At 59.7% G+C, this 15,548-nt stretch carries 19 protein-coding genes; 7 read left to right on the top strand and 12 right to left on the bottom strand.

All coding sequences use genetic code 11. From position 1 onward, the window contains the following. The 4 genes from RDL77_RS15215 to lgt all read right to left on the bottom strand — a co-directional run. Positions 1 to 1,106: Xaa-Pro peptidase family protein (locus RDL77_RS15215; protein ID WP_288193601.1), on the bottom strand; the 1,106-nt coding region annotated here is incomplete at its 3' end. After that, complete coding sequence (pgeF, locus tag RDL77_RS15210) at positions 1,106 to 1,903, bottom strand: peptidoglycan editing factor PgeF (RefSeq protein WP_288193600.1); 798 nt, start codon at positions 1,901 to 1,903, stop codon at positions 1,106 to 1,108. The genes pgeF and RDL77_RS15215, both read right to left, overlap by 1 nt. A gap of 66 nt (positions 1,904 to 1,969) precedes the next feature. After that, positions 1,970 to 3,052, bottom strand: a complete 1,083-nt coding sequence (locus RDL77_RS15205; protein WP_288193599.1) for a class I SAM-dependent methyltransferase — start codon at positions 3,050 to 3,052, stop codon at positions 1,970 to 1,972. Next, complete coding sequence (gene lgt / locus RDL77_RS15200) at positions 3,049 to 3,900, bottom strand: prolipoprotein diacylglyceryl transferase (RefSeq protein ID WP_223612584.1); 852 nt, start codon at positions 3,898 to 3,900, stop codon at positions 3,049 to 3,051. The genes RDL77_RS15205 and lgt overlap by 4 nt, the downstream gene beginning before the upstream one ends. A gap of 162 nt (positions 3,901 to 4,062) precedes the next feature. On the opposite strand from lgt, the gene RDL77_RS15195 reads away from it, so the two are divergent. From RDL77_RS15195 to RDL77_RS15185, 3 genes are all read left to right on the top strand, one after another. Further along, positions 4,063 to 4,386: an accessory factor UbiK family protein gene (locus tag RDL77_RS15195; protein ID WP_223612585.1), complete on the top strand. Its 324-nt coding sequence runs from the start codon at positions 4,063 to 4,065 to the stop codon at positions 4,384 to 4,386. A gap of 487 nt (positions 4,387 to 4,873) precedes the next feature. Continuing rightward, a complete protein-coding gene (locus RDL77_RS15190; protein ID WP_091877999.1) occupies positions 4,874 to 5,374 on the top strand; it encodes a YbjN domain-containing protein in 501 nt (166 codons plus the stop codon). Positions 5,375 to 5,408: 34 nt separating this feature from the next. Then, a complete protein-coding gene (locus RDL77_RS15185; RefSeq protein WP_223612586.1) occupies positions 5,409 to 5,744 on the top strand; it encodes a tRNA-binding protein in 336 nt (111 codons plus the stop codon). Positions 5,745 to 5,816: 72 nt separating this feature from the next. On the opposite strand, the gene RDL77_RS15180 is transcribed toward RDL77_RS15185, so the two are convergent. From RDL77_RS15180 to RDL77_RS15170, 3 genes are all read right to left on the bottom strand, one after another. Then, positions 5,817 to 7,388 carry a GMC family oxidoreductase gene (locus tag RDL77_RS15180; protein WP_288193598.1) on the bottom strand — a complete coding sequence of 524 codons (1,572 nt, stop codon included), beginning with the start codon at positions 7,386 to 7,388 and terminating at the stop codon, positions 5,817 to 5,819. 48 nt (positions 7,389 to 7,436) lie between these two features. Then, positions 7,437 to 8,012 carry a gluconate 2-dehydrogenase subunit 3 family protein gene (locus RDL77_RS15175; RefSeq protein ID WP_223612588.1) on the bottom strand — a complete coding sequence of 192 codons (576 nt, stop codon included), beginning with the start codon at positions 8,010 to 8,012 and terminating at the stop codon, positions 7,437 to 7,439. A gap of 87 nt (positions 8,013 to 8,099) precedes the next feature. Then, positions 8,100 to 8,495, bottom strand: a complete 396-nt coding sequence (locus RDL77_RS15170) for a VOC family protein (protein ID WP_288193596.1) — start codon at positions 8,493 to 8,495, stop codon at positions 8,100 to 8,102. A 231-nt stretch (positions 8,496 to 8,726) separates the two neighbouring features. Here RDL77_RS15170 and RDL77_RS15165 point away from each other — a divergent pair, with 231 nt between their 5' ends. Next, the gene (locus RDL77_RS15165) at positions 8,727 to 9,038 is read left to right on the top strand and encodes a ribbon-helix-helix domain-containing protein (protein ID WP_223612590.1); all 312 of its coding nucleotides are present in this window, start codon (positions 8,727 to 8,729) and stop codon (positions 9,036 to 9,038) included. Positions 9,039 to 9,041: 3 nt separating this feature from the next. Here the strand turns inward: RDL77_RS15165 and RDL77_RS15160 are convergent, their stop codons facing one another. The 3 genes from RDL77_RS15160 to RDL77_RS15150 all read right to left on the bottom strand — a co-directional run bounded on the left by RDL77_RS15160 (position 9,042) and on the right by RDL77_RS15150 (position 11,789). Further along, the gene (locus tag RDL77_RS15160) at positions 9,042 to 10,337 is read right to left on the bottom strand and encodes a sensor histidine kinase (protein WP_374042724.1); all 1,296 of its coding nucleotides are present in this window, start codon (positions 10,335 to 10,337) and stop codon (positions 9,042 to 9,044) included. A gap of 175 nt (positions 10,338 to 10,512) precedes the next feature. Then, a complete protein-coding gene (locus RDL77_RS15155) occupies positions 10,513 to 11,223 on the bottom strand; it encodes a response regulator (protein WP_223612591.1) in 711 nt (236 codons plus the stop codon). Between the two features lie 62 nt (positions 11,224 to 11,285). After that, positions 11,286 to 11,789 (bottom strand): MarR family winged helix-turn-helix transcriptional regulator, encoded by a 504-nt coding sequence (locus tag RDL77_RS15150; RefSeq protein WP_223612592.1) that lies wholly within the window; start codon positions 11,787 to 11,789, stop codon positions 11,286 to 11,288. Positions 11,790 to 12,151: 362 nt separating this feature from the next. Here RDL77_RS15150 and RDL77_RS15145 point away from each other — a divergent pair, with 362 nt between their 5' ends. The 3 genes from RDL77_RS15145 to RDL77_RS15135 all read left to right on the top strand — a co-directional run bounded on the left by RDL77_RS15145 (position 12,152) and on the right by RDL77_RS15135 (position 14,284). Next, positions 12,152 to 13,042, top strand: coding sequence for a branched-chain amino acid aminotransferase (locus RDL77_RS15145; protein WP_223612593.1), 891 nt, complete (start codon positions 12,152 to 12,154; stop codon positions 13,040 to 13,042). Between the two features lie 178 nt (positions 13,043 to 13,220). Beyond that, positions 13,221 to 13,532, top strand: coding sequence for a hypothetical protein (locus tag RDL77_RS15140; RefSeq protein WP_223612594.1), 312 nt, complete (start codon positions 13,221 to 13,223; stop codon positions 13,530 to 13,532). Positions 13,533 to 13,639: 107 nt separating this feature from the next. After that, positions 13,640 to 14,284, top strand: a complete 645-nt coding sequence (locus RDL77_RS15135; RefSeq protein ID WP_223612595.1) for an MBL fold metallo-hydrolase — start codon at positions 13,640 to 13,642, stop codon at positions 14,282 to 14,284. A gap of 55 nt (positions 14,285 to 14,339) precedes the next feature. Here RDL77_RS15135 and RDL77_RS15130 read toward each other — a convergent pair whose 3' ends face one another. Beyond that, positions 14,340 to 14,756 carry a BA14K family protein gene (locus RDL77_RS15130; RefSeq protein ID WP_223612596.1) on the bottom strand — a complete coding sequence of 139 codons (417 nt, stop codon included), beginning with the start codon at positions 14,754 to 14,756 and terminating at the stop codon, positions 14,340 to 14,342. A gap of 366 nt (positions 14,757 to 15,122) precedes the next feature. Further along, positions 15,123 to 15,338 carry a cold-shock protein gene (locus RDL77_RS15125; protein ID WP_105732051.1) on the bottom strand — a complete coding sequence of 72 codons (216 nt, stop codon included), beginning with the start codon at positions 15,336 to 15,338 and terminating at the stop codon, positions 15,123 to 15,125. Positions 15,339 to 15,548 lie beyond the last annotated feature (210 nt).

Below are 15,548 nucleotides of genomic sequence, written 5' to 3'. Positions count from 1 at the left end.
GCGCCATTGGTCGTGAGGTAGGTCCGTCCCAATGTCATGGCCGTACCGCTGTCGGAATCCATGATGATCATATGGGCAAAAAGCGTCATGTCGGGCTGTATCCGCTCCGGATTGCCGGCATAGAACATCGGCATGTCCATCCATGAGGGTGTGAAGCGCGCGCCTTGCGAATAGCCACAGGCATTGAGCCGGTGCCGCGTCAGGTCATGCGCCTCCATCACCCGGGAATGCGCGTCAAAGACATCACCGAAAGTTGATGCCGGAGTCATCGCCTCTTCAACTGCCTCGAGCGCCTCGCGTGCCGCGTCGTAGAGCTCCAGATGGCGTTTCGACGCCTTGCCGGTCAAAACGGTGCGCATCATTGCCGCGTGGTAATGGCGGTAGACACCGGCCCATTCCAGCGTGAGCTGGTCGTTTTTCGTGAGCTTGCGCCGCCCGGCCTTGTACCGGCACAGCAGGGCATCTTCGCCCGAACCGATGATGAATTCGTTGGCCGGGTAATCGCCGCCGCCGGCAAAGATGGCGCCCTGCATGGCCGCGAGGATGTCGCCTTCGTCGGCACCGGCCTTGATGAGCTTCAACGCTGCATCCAGCGCCTCGTCGCCAAGTTCGGCCGCCTTGCGGCTATAGGCGATTTCAGCCGGGCTTTTCAGCACGCGCAGCCTGTCGACAAGACCGGATGCGTCGACGATCTGGCCAAAGGCAGCGAGTTGTTCATCGAGCTTGCGGCCATTGGCGGCGGTCAGGCCGTGGGTCTGGTATTCCACGCCGATGCGTTTGCCGAGCAGGTCGAGATCGTTGAGGAGTTCGCGCAAATCCGCTGCCGGATTGGCATTGTCGCGGTCGGCCCAGATCACGATGTTTTCGATGTTCGAGGTCTGGCGCGCCTGGCGCAAATCGGCCGAGCGGGTCATCAGCACCTGGCTGCCATCGGACTTGACGACGAGACACTGGAAGAAGCAGAAGCCGAACGTGTCATAGCCGGTCAGCCAGTACATGCTCTCCTGCGCGAAGAGCAGAATGGCATCCAGCTTCTGCTCGGCCATCACCATCATCAGGCGGTCGCGGCGTGCCGCAAATTCCTCGGGCTCGAAATGAAGGGCCATCATTGTTCCTCTAGAATGGTGATCGCCGAGATCTGGCGACCATAGTCCGGTTCCTTGCGATGGGTGGTGCGCCGGTAGGAGAAAAACTGGTCTTCCTCGGCATAGGTGCATTTCTCCAGTGCGGCGGCGTTCACCCCGGCATTGCGCAGCCGCATGGTGATGAAAGCCCAGAGATCGAACATCTTGTGGTTTTCTTTGGCGGAGTCGCGGAAAAAACGGGTGTAGGACGGGTCGGTTCCGGTGAACTGATCATAGAATTCCGCGCCGACTTCGTAATTGTCGGGGCCGATCGTTGGTCCCAGCACCGCCTGGATGTTGTCGCGTTTCGCACCGAGCGCAATCATCGCGTCGATGGTATTTTCCAGTACGCCGCCAAGGGCGCCGCGCCAGCCCGCATGGGCCGCGCCGATGACTTTCGCATCGCGGTCGGCAAACAGGATCGGGCCGCAATCGGCCGACAGCGCACCGATGACAAGGCCGGGTGTCGCCGTCACCATGGCGTCGGCCTTGGGCCGCTCGCCGGTGAGAGGCGCCGTGACCGTGATGACATCGGGCGAATGCACCTGATGCACGGTGACGAGATGGGAGATGTCTGCTCCCAGCGCGCTGGCTACGCGCCTGCGGTTTTCCCGAACATGGTCCTGATTGTCGTTGGAGCCGCTGCCGACGTTCAATCCGGCATAAATGCCTGTGGAAACACCGCCGATACGGGTGAAGAACCCGTGAGCGATTCGATCTTTCTCGGGAGACCCCAGCAGGGAAGCGTGCAGCGCTACTGGTTTTTCAGACGTGATCATGCCGGATTGCTCTTTCTCAAGGCTGCGGATGGTGGTGGAGCATCGACGCGAAGTCAATTGCTTCCGTCATATGGATTCGAATGGAAACAAATGTGTGGCGGAGTCCGCGACGCAAAGCACCTTGAACAGCGTGCCCATCTGATCGGGGCCTGCCAACCGCTCGACATCGGCGCGGATCTGCTCCTGGAACGCCGCCGGCTTGCCGCTGCCGAGGGCGCCGGCGCGGTCGAGCAAGCCCATGGCGATGAGAAAATCTCCCTGCGTCATGGCATTCGCCGTGCAGCCTTCAGAACGCGCGGCCCTTGCCAGCATGGCAAAATCCACATGGCTGGTCAGGTCGGCTTCACCCGGCGTGTCCAGCACATCAACAGGCTTATGGCTGCGCAGCGCCTGCAGCGTGTCGCCGAAACCCTGGTGCAGATGGCCATAATCGAAGAGCAGCGCCGCACCGCGCTCGCGGTGCAGGCGTTCGGCGATATCCTGCATCAGCGCACTGCGTGCCGGGGCAATTTCGACAATGCTGCCATCGGGTGCCGTGCTGTGTCCGGCGGGCAATAGCGCCGTATCGATCGATCCGCTTCCCGCCGCAAATGCCAGGTTGCCGCCGTCGTCGACGGTGACGATGCGGTCGACGAAACGCCCGCCCGATTTGACGTACTGGCGGACCGGAATGGCATCGAACAGCTCGTTGGCCAGCAGAACCAGCGGACCGGATGGCAAATCGCCGAACTGCGCATGCCATTGGATATCAAGACCGGAGGCGGCGAGTGTCTCTTTCTGGATCTGCGCGAGGCGCAGGCTGATCTCGATCATGCGGATCTGTGCCGCCGCGATGAAATCCGGGGCAAGCTTCGATGCCGTCCGCAGCACGTCCTGCATCAGCGTGCCGCGTCCGGGCCCCATCTCGCACAGGATGAATGCGGCGGGCGATCCCATCGCCTGCCAGGCGTTGACGCACCAGACGCCGGCAAGCTCGCCGAACATCTGGCTGACTTCCGGGGCGGTGATGAAATCACCCTCGCGGCCGAACGGTTCGCGCGTCGTGTAATAGCCGGCTTCCGGATCGAACAGGCACATCGCCATGTAGTCGGCAACGCTGACCGGGCCTGTCAGCCCGATCTGCCGGATGATGCGTTGTTTCAGTGTCATCGTCCGGTGGAAACTTCCGGGTTGCGGGCGGTCAGCAGCGCCCACAGGCCGACGAGCACCATGGGAACGGACAGGATCATGCCCATCGTCAGCCAGCCGCCATAGAGATAACCGAGCTGGGCATCCGGCTCGCGGAAGAACTCGACAAAGATGCGCGACAGGCCATAGCCGGTGATGAAGGCGCCGCCGATAAAGCGCGGGCTCTTCAGCTTGCGGCCGTAAAAGATCAGCAGCGCCAGGGTGGCGAACAGGACGATGCCTTCCAGCGCCGCCTCGTACAGCTGGCTCGGATGGCGGACGAACGGGCCGCCGGTCGGGAAGATCATGCCCCAGGGCACATCGGTGATGCGGCCCCAGAGTTCGCCATTGATGAAATTGGCAACACGGACCAGCCCAAGGCCGACGGGAACACCCGCGGCGATGGTGTCGATCATGCTGAACACCTTGATCTTGCGCGAGCGGGCAAACAGAATCATCGCCAGCGTGGTGCCGATCAACCCGCCATGGAAGGACATGCCGCCTTCCCACACCTTGAAGATGTCGAAGGGGTGGCTGATGTAGCGGGCCAGATCGTAGAACAGGATATAGCCGATGCGCCCGCCCAGAACCACGCCGAGCGCAGCCCACAGGACGAAGTCGTCGAGATCGTTGGGCTTCATCGGCGGCGTGTTGTTGGCCCACAGGCGCGGCTTGCTGATGAGTCTCTTGCCGTACCACCAGGCGAAGAGAATGCCGACGACATAGCCGAGGCCATACCAGTGAACAGAGAACGGCCCGATGGAAAAGATCACCGGATCGATATTGGGAAATGCGATCGCGGCCATCGTCGGGACAAGTATTTCGCTCACAATAGGCACTCCGTCATCATCAGGTTCATCGGCGCGGACCATGCGCGAGGGCAGGAACAGCGTCAAGCCGCCTCTCCGGTAACATTTGTGCAATTATGACCTTCGCTTGCAATCGCCTGCCGCGGCGATTATTTGATGGGGAAAGCAACAGAGGTATCTGCCATGACCAATGGATCAAACCGCGTTCTTGATGAACTGGCCAAGCTCGTGACTGACGCTGCCGGTGCAGCGCAGGGCGTCCGCCGCGAAGTCGAAACCGCTTTCCGTGGGCAGGCTGAACGGCTGCTCAACACCATGGATGTGGTGCAGCGCGAGGACTTCGAAGCGGTGCGCGAAATGGCCATCCGTGCCCGTGCCGAAAACACGGCGCTGCTCGCCCGTATCGAAGCGCTGGAAGCGCTCGTCGGCCACAAGGAAAAGCCTGGCGCCGATGCGGCCAAACCGGCAAAGGCAGCAGCAGCCGGCACGCGCGCCAAGAAGGACTGATCGTCAAAAGAATCGCATTTTTGCAGGCCCATTGCCCGTGTCCGGGCAGTGGGCCTTTTGCATTTTTGACCGCTCCGGAATCGCGGACACTCTCTGCGGGGCGCCCGGGCGCCGTTTCGCGGTGATTTATCCGGCATATTCGGGCTGTCCCCAAAATAAATCTTAAGAAATTATCAACAGGTGGAAATCGCCGAAAATCGTTTTCTTAGAGTCAGTTAAAGGCTGGTCGTGAATCATTTTCATAACATCTGTCCACACCCATTCGCGCCATTTGGCCAAAAGGGGACTGGCGCTCGGACTCAGCATCAATACACTGAAATTACAGCATGATTCGTTTCAATGGTCATGCAGCGGGTAACAAGTTCATATCCGTGGTCCGGCTGGTGCGTACTGCCTGCCGGTGAGTTTTCAAGCGTTAGGTGTCCTTTGGGTGGGTGCGCTGTGCTCCCGCAGCGTCAGATGAGATTCGATTGAGCAGGTAATGGCGATGAGCCTTCTGGAAATAGAGATTGCGCGTGATTTGCATCCGGTCGATGTGATTGAACATGTGGCCCATGCCAATGAATGGGCTTTCGAGCGCACCGGGGACGACGAGATTGCCATTACGGTCGAGGGCAACTGGACCGATTACCAGATTTCCTTCTCGTGGATGGAAGATTTCGAGGCGCTGCATCTGGCCTGCGCCTTTGACATCGCGGTCAGCGAACCGCGCGTCAATGAAGTGATGCGCTTGCTGTCGCTGATCAACGAACAGCTGCTGATGGGGCATTTCGATCTGTGGCGCCAGGAAGGCGCGGTGATGTACCGCCAGTCGCTGCTTCTGTCCGGCGGTGCGGAACCGACGAGCAAACAGGTGGAAGTGCTCCTGTCCAGTGCGCTGGATGCCTGCGAGACCTATTTTCAGGCATTCCAGTTTGTTGTCTGGTCGGGCTCGACAGCACGGGAATCGCTCGATAGCATTCTGTTCGAGACGGTCGGTTCTGCCTGACCGGAAGCATGGCGGTTTGTTTGAGTTGAATGTGATGACCATCAGTTTTGATGATTTTGAGAAAGTGGATATCCGCGTCGGCACGATCGTCGAGGCGGAAACCTTCCCGGAAGCGCGCAAGCCGGCCTTCAAGCTCAAGATCGATTTCGGCCCGGAAATCGGGGTGAAGAAGTCCTCCGCGCAGATCACCAAGCACCACACGCTGGACGAGCTGAAAGGCCGCCAGGTGATGGCGGTGGTCAACTTCCCGCCGCGCCAGATCGGCCCGTTCATGTCGGAAGTGCTGACACTGGGTTTCCCGGACGAGGAAGGCGGGGTTGTTCTGGCCGCCATCAGCAAGCCGGTGCCGAACGGCGGCAAGCTGTTCTAAATACGAGCTCTTAATGAGATTCATGGGCGCAAAAGTCGGCTTTTGCGCCCAGAGCTTTTTCAGTCCCTAAATCTAGATCGTCTTCGCCGCCATCTCCTTGGCGATGTAGTCCGCCTGCCGGATGGCGAGCGTGACAATCGTCAATGTCGGGTTTTCCGCCCCGCCCGAGGTGAACTGGCTGCCGTCGGAGACGAAGAGATTCTTGATGTCGTGGCTCTGGCCGAACTTGTTGACCACGCCATCCTTCGGCTTCTCGCTCATGCGATTGGTGCCGAGATTATGGGTTGACGGGTAGGGCGGTGTCGGCAGGGTGCGGGTCGCGCCGACGGCCTTGTAAAGGGCCTGGCCCTGTTTGTAGGCATGGTTGCGCATCGCGGTGTCGTTGGGGTGGTCGCTGAAGTTCACATTGGCGATGGGCAGGCCGTACTGGTCCTTCTCCTCCTTGTGCAGGGTGATGCGGTTGTTCTCCTGCGGCATGTCCTCGCCGACGATCCACAGGCCGGCCATGTTGGCATATTCATCGAGCGCCGAGGTGAAGGAACGGCCCCAGCCGCCCGGATCGAGAAACGCCGCCATGAAGGGCAGGCCGAGCGACAGCGTTTCCATTTCATAGCCGCCGACAAAGCCCCGCGCCGGGTCATGCCGTGCCTCGTCGCGGATGATACCGGCCATGGTGGTGCCGCGATACATGTGCACGGGCTTTTCGAAGATACCGTAGACCGAGCCGGTGGTGTGGCGCATGTAGTTGCGCCCGACCTGGCCGGAGGAGTTCGCCAGTCCATCCGGGAACGTCGTCGAGGCGGAATTCAGCAGCAGGCGCGGACTCTCGATCGAATTGCCGGCAACGGCAACGATGCGGGCCTTCTGCACATGCTGCTTGCCGTCCTTGTCGACATAGAGCACGCCGGTCACCTTGCCGCTCTTGTCGTGCTCGATCTTCTGCACCATCGCATTGGGGCGGACTTCCAGCCTGCCGGTGGCTTCCCCCTTGGGGATTTCCGTATAGAGCGTCGACCATTTGGCGCCCCATTTGCATCCCTGGAAACAGAACCCTGTCTGCTGGCACGCCATGCGGTCATCCCGCTCGGCGGAGTTGATCGCCATGTTGCCGGTGTGGCATTCCTTGTAGCCGAGCTTGTCGGCCCCGGCTTTCAGCACCTTGAAGTTGTTGTTGCCCGGCAGGCCGGCAATGCCATTGGTGCGGGTCACGCCCATCTTGTCCTCGGCCCTGGCGTAATAGGGCTCGAGTTCCTTCAGGGTGAGAGGCCAGTCGAGCAGGTTGGCGCCCTCGAGCTTGCCGTAATGGCTCAGGGTGCGGAACTCGTGCTCCTGCAAACGCAGCGAGGCACCGGCCCAATGGGTGGTGGTGCCGCCAACCGATTTGACGATCCACGCGGGAAGGTTGGGAAAATCCTTGGCGACCCGCCAGTCGCCGGATGTGCTGCGTTTGTCGACCCAGGCAAGCTGGCCGAAACTGTCCCATTCGTCATTGATGAAGTCTTCATATTCGTGCCGGGCGCCGGCTTCGAGTATGACGACGTCGATGCCCTTCTGCGCGAGTTCGTTGCCAAGCGTACCGCCGCCGGCGCCGGAACCGATGATGACGACAACGTGGTCGTCCTTGAGATCATAAGGTGCAGCCATGGTTTCCTCCCGATAGGCTGAAGAACAATGTGCGATGGCCGAGACGGCTCAAAGCCACTCGATGTCGCTGAAGCCGCGGGCGATATAGCCGCCCTTCGAGTAGGATTCGCCTTCATAGCCAAAGAGCGGCCACAGCTCCTTCTGGTTGTAGAGCCCGGTGACAAGACCACCTCGAATTGTCTGGAAGAACGGCGTGTCCTCAATCTGGCGCAGCAGTTTCAACCGGTGCTCTTCCCAGTCGAGACCGAGATAGCCGCCTTTGCCGGCCCGCCTGTCGAGGTCGGCGATGCCGGTCTCGATCAGCTCCTTCTGCTTGGGATCGGACCCTGCCTTGGCGTCGTAGGGTTTGACGGCAATGGCGTAGAAGCGGTCGGGAATGTTGTCATGTGGGTAGATATCGCGCGCCAGCTGGATCAGCGTCGCCATGGTCTCGGGCTTGAGATTGGATGTCTCGAGGCCCCAGGCCTGCTGCGGATGGATGATGGAATTGCCGCTGATGACCAACAGAGCGCCGAGGCTGGCCATGCCGCCCCGTTTGAGCAGTTCACGCCGCGACAGGCCGGCCTGCGTGGCGGAGCCGGATTTGCCCGGCTCCGCGGCCTTGCGGTTGAATATCGTTACCATGGATTTCCTCCCTTGCTTGCTATCGGCGCTCTCCCCCGAGCGCGCCCTTGCTGGCTGATGGCGTCCTCCAACGCCGTTCAGCCGGTTTCAGACGAACCGGCTCTGTCGTTGCAGGACTTCAATCTTGTAGCCGTCCGGGTCTTCGACGAAAAAGAACCGGGCCAGCAGCGCACCCTCACGCTTGAATTCGACAATGTCACGGATTTTGAAATCGAGACCTTTCAGCCGGGTATGCTGGGCGTCTAGATCATCGACGCTGACCGCGAGATGGCCGTAGCCGTCACCGACATTGTAGGGTTCGGTGCGACCCTTGTTGATTGTCAGTTCGAGCTCGAATGCCGTTTCGCTGTTCCTGAGATAGACGAGCGTGAAACTGTCGAAATCCAGCCGGTCGGCGACTTCGAGGCCGAATGCCTGTTGATAGAATGATACGGACCTGTCCTCATCGAGCACGCGGATCATGGAATGGATGGCTTTTGCCAAAAAGACCTCCTTTGACGTTGCGCCCCGCGGCAAAACTTCGGTTGCAGTTGCAGGGCATGTCGGCGATTATGGACCCGGGAAAACAGAATGGGTGGCAATCGGCTACCACACCGCCGGAAGAGCGGAATAATTTTCGCCGGCAACCGATCCGGTGCGCAAAATTTCACCTGCCGGGATGAAGCGCATCAAGGGGATGGCCGAGGGCGAAGCAGAAAAAGGGAGGTTCGTTGGATGTGTAAGGTATTTGCAGAACAGGATCCGGAAGGCTACCGGCAGATCAACCGTTCTGTGCGCATTGCCGGGCATTCCACCAGCATCCAGCTGGAAGTCACGTTCTGGAAGCTTCTGGACGAGATCGCCGTCAGTCAGAACATGACGACGCCGCGCTTCATCTCGACGCTTTACGATGAGGCCCTGCAGGCCAATGGCGAGATTCCGAATTTCGCCTCGATGCTGCGCACCACCTGTGCGCTGTATTTGCGCGGTGTCCAGGCAACCGCCGAAACCTCCTGCGTGACGCCGATCGGCAACCGGGCCGCCTGACGATCAGGCGGGAATGCGCACGACGGCGCGCAGGCCGCCCATGGGGCTTTCGTCCAGGGTGATATCGCCGCCATGGCTGCGGGCAATGTCAAGCGCGATGGCAAGCCCGAGCCCGGTGCCGCTGGCATCCTGATTGCGCGCCTCATCCAGCCGGAAGAATGGCTTGAACACCTCGTCGCGCATCTCCTTGGGGATGCCGGAGCCGTCATCGTCGATGGTGATGCTCAGCCAGCCGTCGCGGTGATCGGCGGTGACGACGACATTCTTGGCATAGCGGAACGAGTTCGATACCAGGTTGGAGATCAGGCGCGAGAAGGCATTGGGCCGGACCTGAATCTCCGGTTCGCCGCGAATGCTGGATTTGAAGCCGCGCTCCAGCAGGGTGCCTTCCTCTTTCAGTTTGGTGAAAAGGCGTTCGAGATTGAAGGTGCCGGTTTCTTCCTCCGCCTCGCTGCGGGCAAAGGCGAGATAGCCTTCGAGCATGGACTGCATGTCCTCGATATCCTGCTCCATCGCTTCCGTATCGACCTTGTGGCCGACCAGCGCAAGCTGCAGCTTGAAGCGGGTGAGGATTGTCCGCAGGTCGTGGCTGACGCCGCTCAGCATGGTGGTGCGCTGCTCGATCTGGCGTTCGATGCGCTCGCGCATGACGATGAAGGCCGCGCCCGCCCGCCGGACTTCCTCCGCGCCGCGCGGCTTGAAATCGGGCGGTGTCGCCCGGCCCTTGCCGAAACTGTCGGCGGCCGCGGCCAGTTGCTGGATCGGCTTGATCTGGTTGCGCAGGAACAGGATGGCGATGGCCAGCAGCACCAGCGCAGAGCCGGACATCCAGACCAGGAGAATCAGCGTGTTGGAGGCATAGGCCTGGCTGCGGCGGGCAAAGACCCGCAGGACCTTGCCTTCCAGCTGGATGCGGATTTCGACGAGATCGGAATCGCCTATTGTGTCGATCCAGAACGGCCGGTTGATCTGCTTGGTGATCTCGGCGCTCAGCGGTTCGTCAAGAATGGAAAAGAACGGCTTCGGACCGGGTGCAGGCAAGGGGTCGGGCGGCAGGATGGAGATGTTGAGCGACAATCTCTCGCGCGCAATGCGGATGAGGTTTTCATAGCCGGGGTCCTGCGGATAGGTATCCATCAGGTCGATGATGCCGGAGATGTCGCGCACCACGGCCGTCGACAGGCGCTGGGTGACCGTCTGCCAGTAGCGCTCCATGAACACGAAGGCGATGACCGATTGCAGCAGCACCATGGGTGCGATGATGATGATCAGCGAACGGGCATAGAGCCGTTTCGGCATCCACTGCGCCAGCCAGCGGGAAAACTTCCGCCAGGGGCCGAGCAGCGTGCTGCGGCGGCGGCGCCAATGCCGCTGCCTGACTGCCAATGCGCGTTTTGCACTGTCCGTTTGTGCCATATGATCGGTGCCCACTCGCGCATTGGTTATTGCGTCCTGATCCCGCGGATCGCGACGTTTACTCCACGCTCAATTTATAGCCGACGCCGCGCACCGTCTGCAACCAAACCGGATTGGCCGGGTCATTTTCTATCTTGCGGCGCAGCCGGTTGATCTGCACGTCGATCGTCCGTTCGCCGACATCGCCTTCCTGGCCGGTCAGCTCATGCCGGGGCACGGTTTCACCGGCACGGGCCGCGAATATCGCCATGATATCCTGCTCGCGGTCGGTCAGGCGGATCAGTTCGCCCGAACGCTTCAACTCGCGCTTGGCGATGACGAAGGTATAGGGCCCGAAAACGATCTGCTCGATCTTGGCCTGCGATGCCGGGGCGCCGCGGCGCAGGATATTGTTGATGCGCAGGATCAGTTCGCGCGGATCGAAGGGCTTCGGCAGATAATCATCCGCACCGGCTTCGAGACCGCTGATGCGGCTGTCGGTTTCCGACAGGGCCGTGAGCATCAGGATGGGAACGCTCTTTTCCTGGCGCAGGGACTGGGTGAGGGCCACGCCGCTTTCACCCGGCATCATCACATCGAGGATCAGCAGATCGTAATCAATGCCGGCAAGCTTGCGCCTGGCCTCGTCCGCATTGGCAGCCACCGTAATGCGAAAGCCGCTGCCGGTCAGATATTGCGACAGCAAATTTCGAATCCGGGTGTCATCGTCGACAATGAGCAGGTGCGGCGCATCGTCTGAAAGCGGAAGTTCTTCACTCACCAAAATCATTCCTTCTCTCTCCGGGCATTGGCGCCCGCCCTTGGTCCCCGGACGTCCCTATCCGGCATAAACTAACCTGCCTGTGGCAGACTGTCGATCTGTTGCCTTTGGCCCGGATTGACCATCGCTTTGAGGAAATGTTCGATCACGGCCCGGTCAGCCAGACCGATTTGCTCCAATGCACTGCCAATGCGGCGTGATTGCGGTGCGGCAAGCTCAAGCGCGAGTTCTCTGCCCTTCATGGTGGGATAGAGTTCGCGCTGCCGCCGGTCGCGCGGGCCGGGTATCTGCACGACATGGCCCGTGTCGATCAGCTGCTTGAGAACACGGGCGAGACTCTGCTTGGTGATTTGCAGCACATCCAGCAGTTCCGCAACGGTCATGCCCGGCTTACGGTTGATGAAGTAGAGAACCCGGTGATGGGCGCGGCCGAAAGCCAGCTTTTCCAGAATCAGATCCGGGTCGGCGGTGAAGTCACGGTAGGCAAAGAAAAACAGCTCGATGAGATCGAGTTCGCGCGCATCCGCCTTGGTCAGGGCTGTCTCAATATGCCGATCCGGTGTATAAGGTTTCATGCAGGGCTCCCGCTCTCATTCATGTGTCGCCGAATAATATGTCAGTCTTGTTGACTTAATTTTAGACTGCTGATAATTTTTGGCAAGCTGTTGGCCGCATTTTGAATGAAACGAAAAGCCAATAAGTGTTTCCGGGACATTTTTCCTCATCGAAACGCCTATTGCTGCCACGCATGGTCCCGAAAATCGGCACGATTTTCATCGGGGATCAGGCGTGAATTCAAGATGGACAGCGTCCTTTGCGCGTTCAAGAAGAACGCGCGGCGCTGTCGGGAGCCAAGGTTCACCAATTGTGAAACGGGAACAATTGGCGTCGTCTCAAACCCGTCAAACGATCAGGAATCAAACGCCTGGAGGAAAACATGGCATCCGTACCATTTGATCAGCTTGAAGGTTACATCTGGATGAATGGCGAATTCGTTCGCTGGGCAGATGCTAAGGTTCACGTGCTGACTCATGGCCTGCATTATGCAAGCTCGGTCTTTGAAGGTGAGCGCGCCTATGGCGGCGAAATCTTCAAGCTCAACGAACACACGGAGCGTCTGCACGAATCGGCGCGTATTCTTGGCTTCACCATTCCCTATTCGGTCGAAGAACTGAACGATGCCTGCCGCAAGCTTCTTGCCAAGCAGGGCTTTCAGGATGCCTATGTGCGCCCGATCGCCTGGCGCGGCAGCGAGTCGATGGGCGTTTCGGCCCAGAACAACAGGATCAACGTGGCCATCGCCATCTGGCAGTGGCCAAGCTATTTCGACCCGGCGCAGAAGCTCAAGGGGATCCGCCTGGATATGGCGGAATATCGCCGCCCGGATCCGAAGACGGCCCCGTCCAAGTCCAAGGCCGCTGGTCTCTACATGATCTGCACGATCTCCAAGCACGCCGCCGAAGCCAAGGGCTATGCGGACGCGCTGATGCTCGACTGGCGCGGCCAGGTGGCCGAAGCCACCGGCGCCAACGTGTTCTTCGTCAAGGACGGCGTCATTCACACGCCGAAGCCGGATTGCTTCCTCGACGGCATCACCCGCCGCACGGTCATCGAGCTGGCCAAGCGCCGCGGCTATGAGATTGTCGAACGGGCGATCATGCCGGAAGAACTGGAAGGTTTCGAACAGTGCTTTCTGACCGGGACGGCTGCGGAAGTGACGCCGGTTTCGGAGATCGGGCCATACCGCTTCACCGTTGGCGAGATCGCAATCAACCTGATGAACGATTACGCCGCCGAAGTAACACCGAAGAAAGCAGCAGCGGAATAACTCGCAGCATCAGAGCGCAAATAAGGCGCGCTCAGCCCGATACTGCAAGCTTGCTAACGAAAACAACCGGTTGATACCTCTTTATTGAGGCATCAACCGGTTTGACATTGCCCAAAACTTAGTCAACATGCCAGTGTCAGGCATGAGTCTGACGCGAAACGTTGACGGGGTGTCAATTATGGGTGCACTTCTTCCTCTCATCATCCAACTGATCTCAGGGGCTGTCGGCGGCAATATTGTCGGCGGTATTCTCAAGAACCTGACTCTTGGCCCGACTGGCAATACGATTGCCGGCGGCGTTGGTGGACTAGTGGGTGGCTACTTGACGCAATACCTTGGCGCCGGTGGTGCCCAGCTCGTGGCAAACGCAGCATCATCGTCGGGATTTGATCTCGGCTCAATCATCGGCAATGTTGCCGGTGGCGGTGTTGGCGGTCTTATCCTCACTGCAATCGTTGGTGCGATCAAGAACGCGCTGGCCAAATCCTGATCATCACAGGACGCAAACGATTTTCAAGGGCGGTCCCATTGGCCGCCCTTTTTATTTGGGCTAAAGCCTCATGTACGAGATTTCCGAAAGCATAGGGTTGGAACAAAATGGGACAATTGCAGGCCGGTATTATCCCCGTGACGGCCTTTCAGCAGAACTGCACGATCCTCTTCGACAGCGATGACAAGCATGGCGTCCTGATCGATCCGGGCGGTGACAATGATCAGGTGCTCCATGCCATCCGCTCCAACGGCATCACCATCGACGCCATCTGGATCACCCATGGCCATATTGATCATGCGGCAGGCGCCATGGATATGAAGGAGGCGCTCGGCGTCGATATCATCGGTCCGCACCAGGCGGATAAATTCCTTCTGGATTCAATGGAGGAGAAGGCGGTCCAGTACGGCATCCAGGGCAGCGGCGTGCGCAACTGCACGCCGGACCGCTGGCTTGCGGATGGCGATACGGTGTCCTTCGGATCGCATGTGTTCGAGGTGCTGCATTGCCCGGGCCATGCGCCGGGCCATGTGGTTTACTACAACCGGGCCGCCAAGTTCGCCCATGTCGGCGATGTCCTGTTCAACGGCTCGGTCGGCCGCACGGATTTGCCGGGTGGCGACCATGAGACCCTGATCAACTCGATCAAGAACAAGCTGTTTCCGCTTGGCGACGATATCGGCTTCATCTGCGGGCATGGCCCCGGCGGCCGTTTCGGCGAAGAGCGCCGCACCAATCCGTTCCTGACCTGACAAAAAGGCCGCCGGAGCGATCCGGCGGCCTTTTTTCGATCCGGCTGATCAGCGATCAGTTGGCGTTGCAGAAATATGCGCGTCCGTCATAGCCGCGGAACGTACCGGTTTCTGGATTGAAAGAGCGGTAGCGGTCGGCGCAATAGCGATACCAGGCGCGTGACCACGGCTGGGCGCTGCCATAATAGACCGGGCGCACTTCGCGATAGACGCGAACCGGCGCGGCGCGATAGACGGGACGATCATCGTAGTCGCGATAGATCACGTCGGGTTCGCGTGGCTGGGCGAGCGCGCCGCCGATGAGCGCACCTGCGGCAAGGCCAATGGCGCCGGCTGCGAGTGCATCGCCGCCGCCGCGATGATGATGACGGCGCCAGCCCCAATCATCAGCCGATGCCGACGAAGCAAGCGGAACGGCGATCGTTGCAAAAGCTGCCGTCGCAAGAATGGCAATCTTCATACCTTTAAACATCTGTGCCTCCTTTGAAGCATCCTTGGCGGAACTTTTGGAACCGCCTGATCGTGTTGGGCTGGACTTTCAGTGGGGGCGCCAGCCGTGATGTGTGTTTTAAACGTTCCAGAATGAATGCAAGCTGAACGGAAAGCGGGCACTTTCGTTCCCTGCATCCCATGCGGGAAAGGCACATCGACATCATAATATCAGCAAATCCATGGCAAGGAACGAGCGAAGGGTGCCGAAACTGGATAATTGGGGAGGATTTCCACGCAAAGCATCCGCTTTGCGGACGCGCAGCCATCGCCGCGACCGGGGAGGTGGACTTTCAGGGAAAACCCCCGGGCGTGTCCGGGGGTCCCGAGGCGGCTTGCGCCGCCTGAATTATTCCGTAACCGTGATGTTGACGGCCTTGGGGCCCTTGCCACGACGGTCAGGCTCGGTATCGAAGGAAACCTTCTGATTGTCTGCGAGACCTGTGAGGCCGGATGCCTGAACGGCGGAGATATGGACAAAAATGTCCGCTGCGCCGTCATCCGGTTTGATAAAGCCAAAGCCTTTTTCACTGTTGAAGAATTTGACCGTACCGGTCTGTGCCATGCTCCGTTCCTTTTCCTTACTTACCGCGTTCCCCTCCGGGCTTGCGGGATTGGTAGTGCCGCCTTTTGTAAGATACATCCGGCGTAAATCATGCAGGCAGTTCTCGAATTCAGGAAAGGAGCCGATCATTGCCGGGATTTCTCCCGACCCGGTATTCTTGCGGTTCCGGCGCGCCGTTCTTCCAGTCTTCCAGTGTTCGCAGATGCCCGA

The sequence above is a fragment of the uncultured Phyllobacterium sp. genome (genome assembly GCF_902479695.1).
GTDB classification, from domain to species: Bacteria; Pseudomonadota; Alphaproteobacteria; order Rhizobiales; family Rhizobiaceae; genus Phyllobacterium; species Phyllobacterium calauticae.
This window is presented reverse-complemented; position numbering and strand designations above follow the sequence as displayed.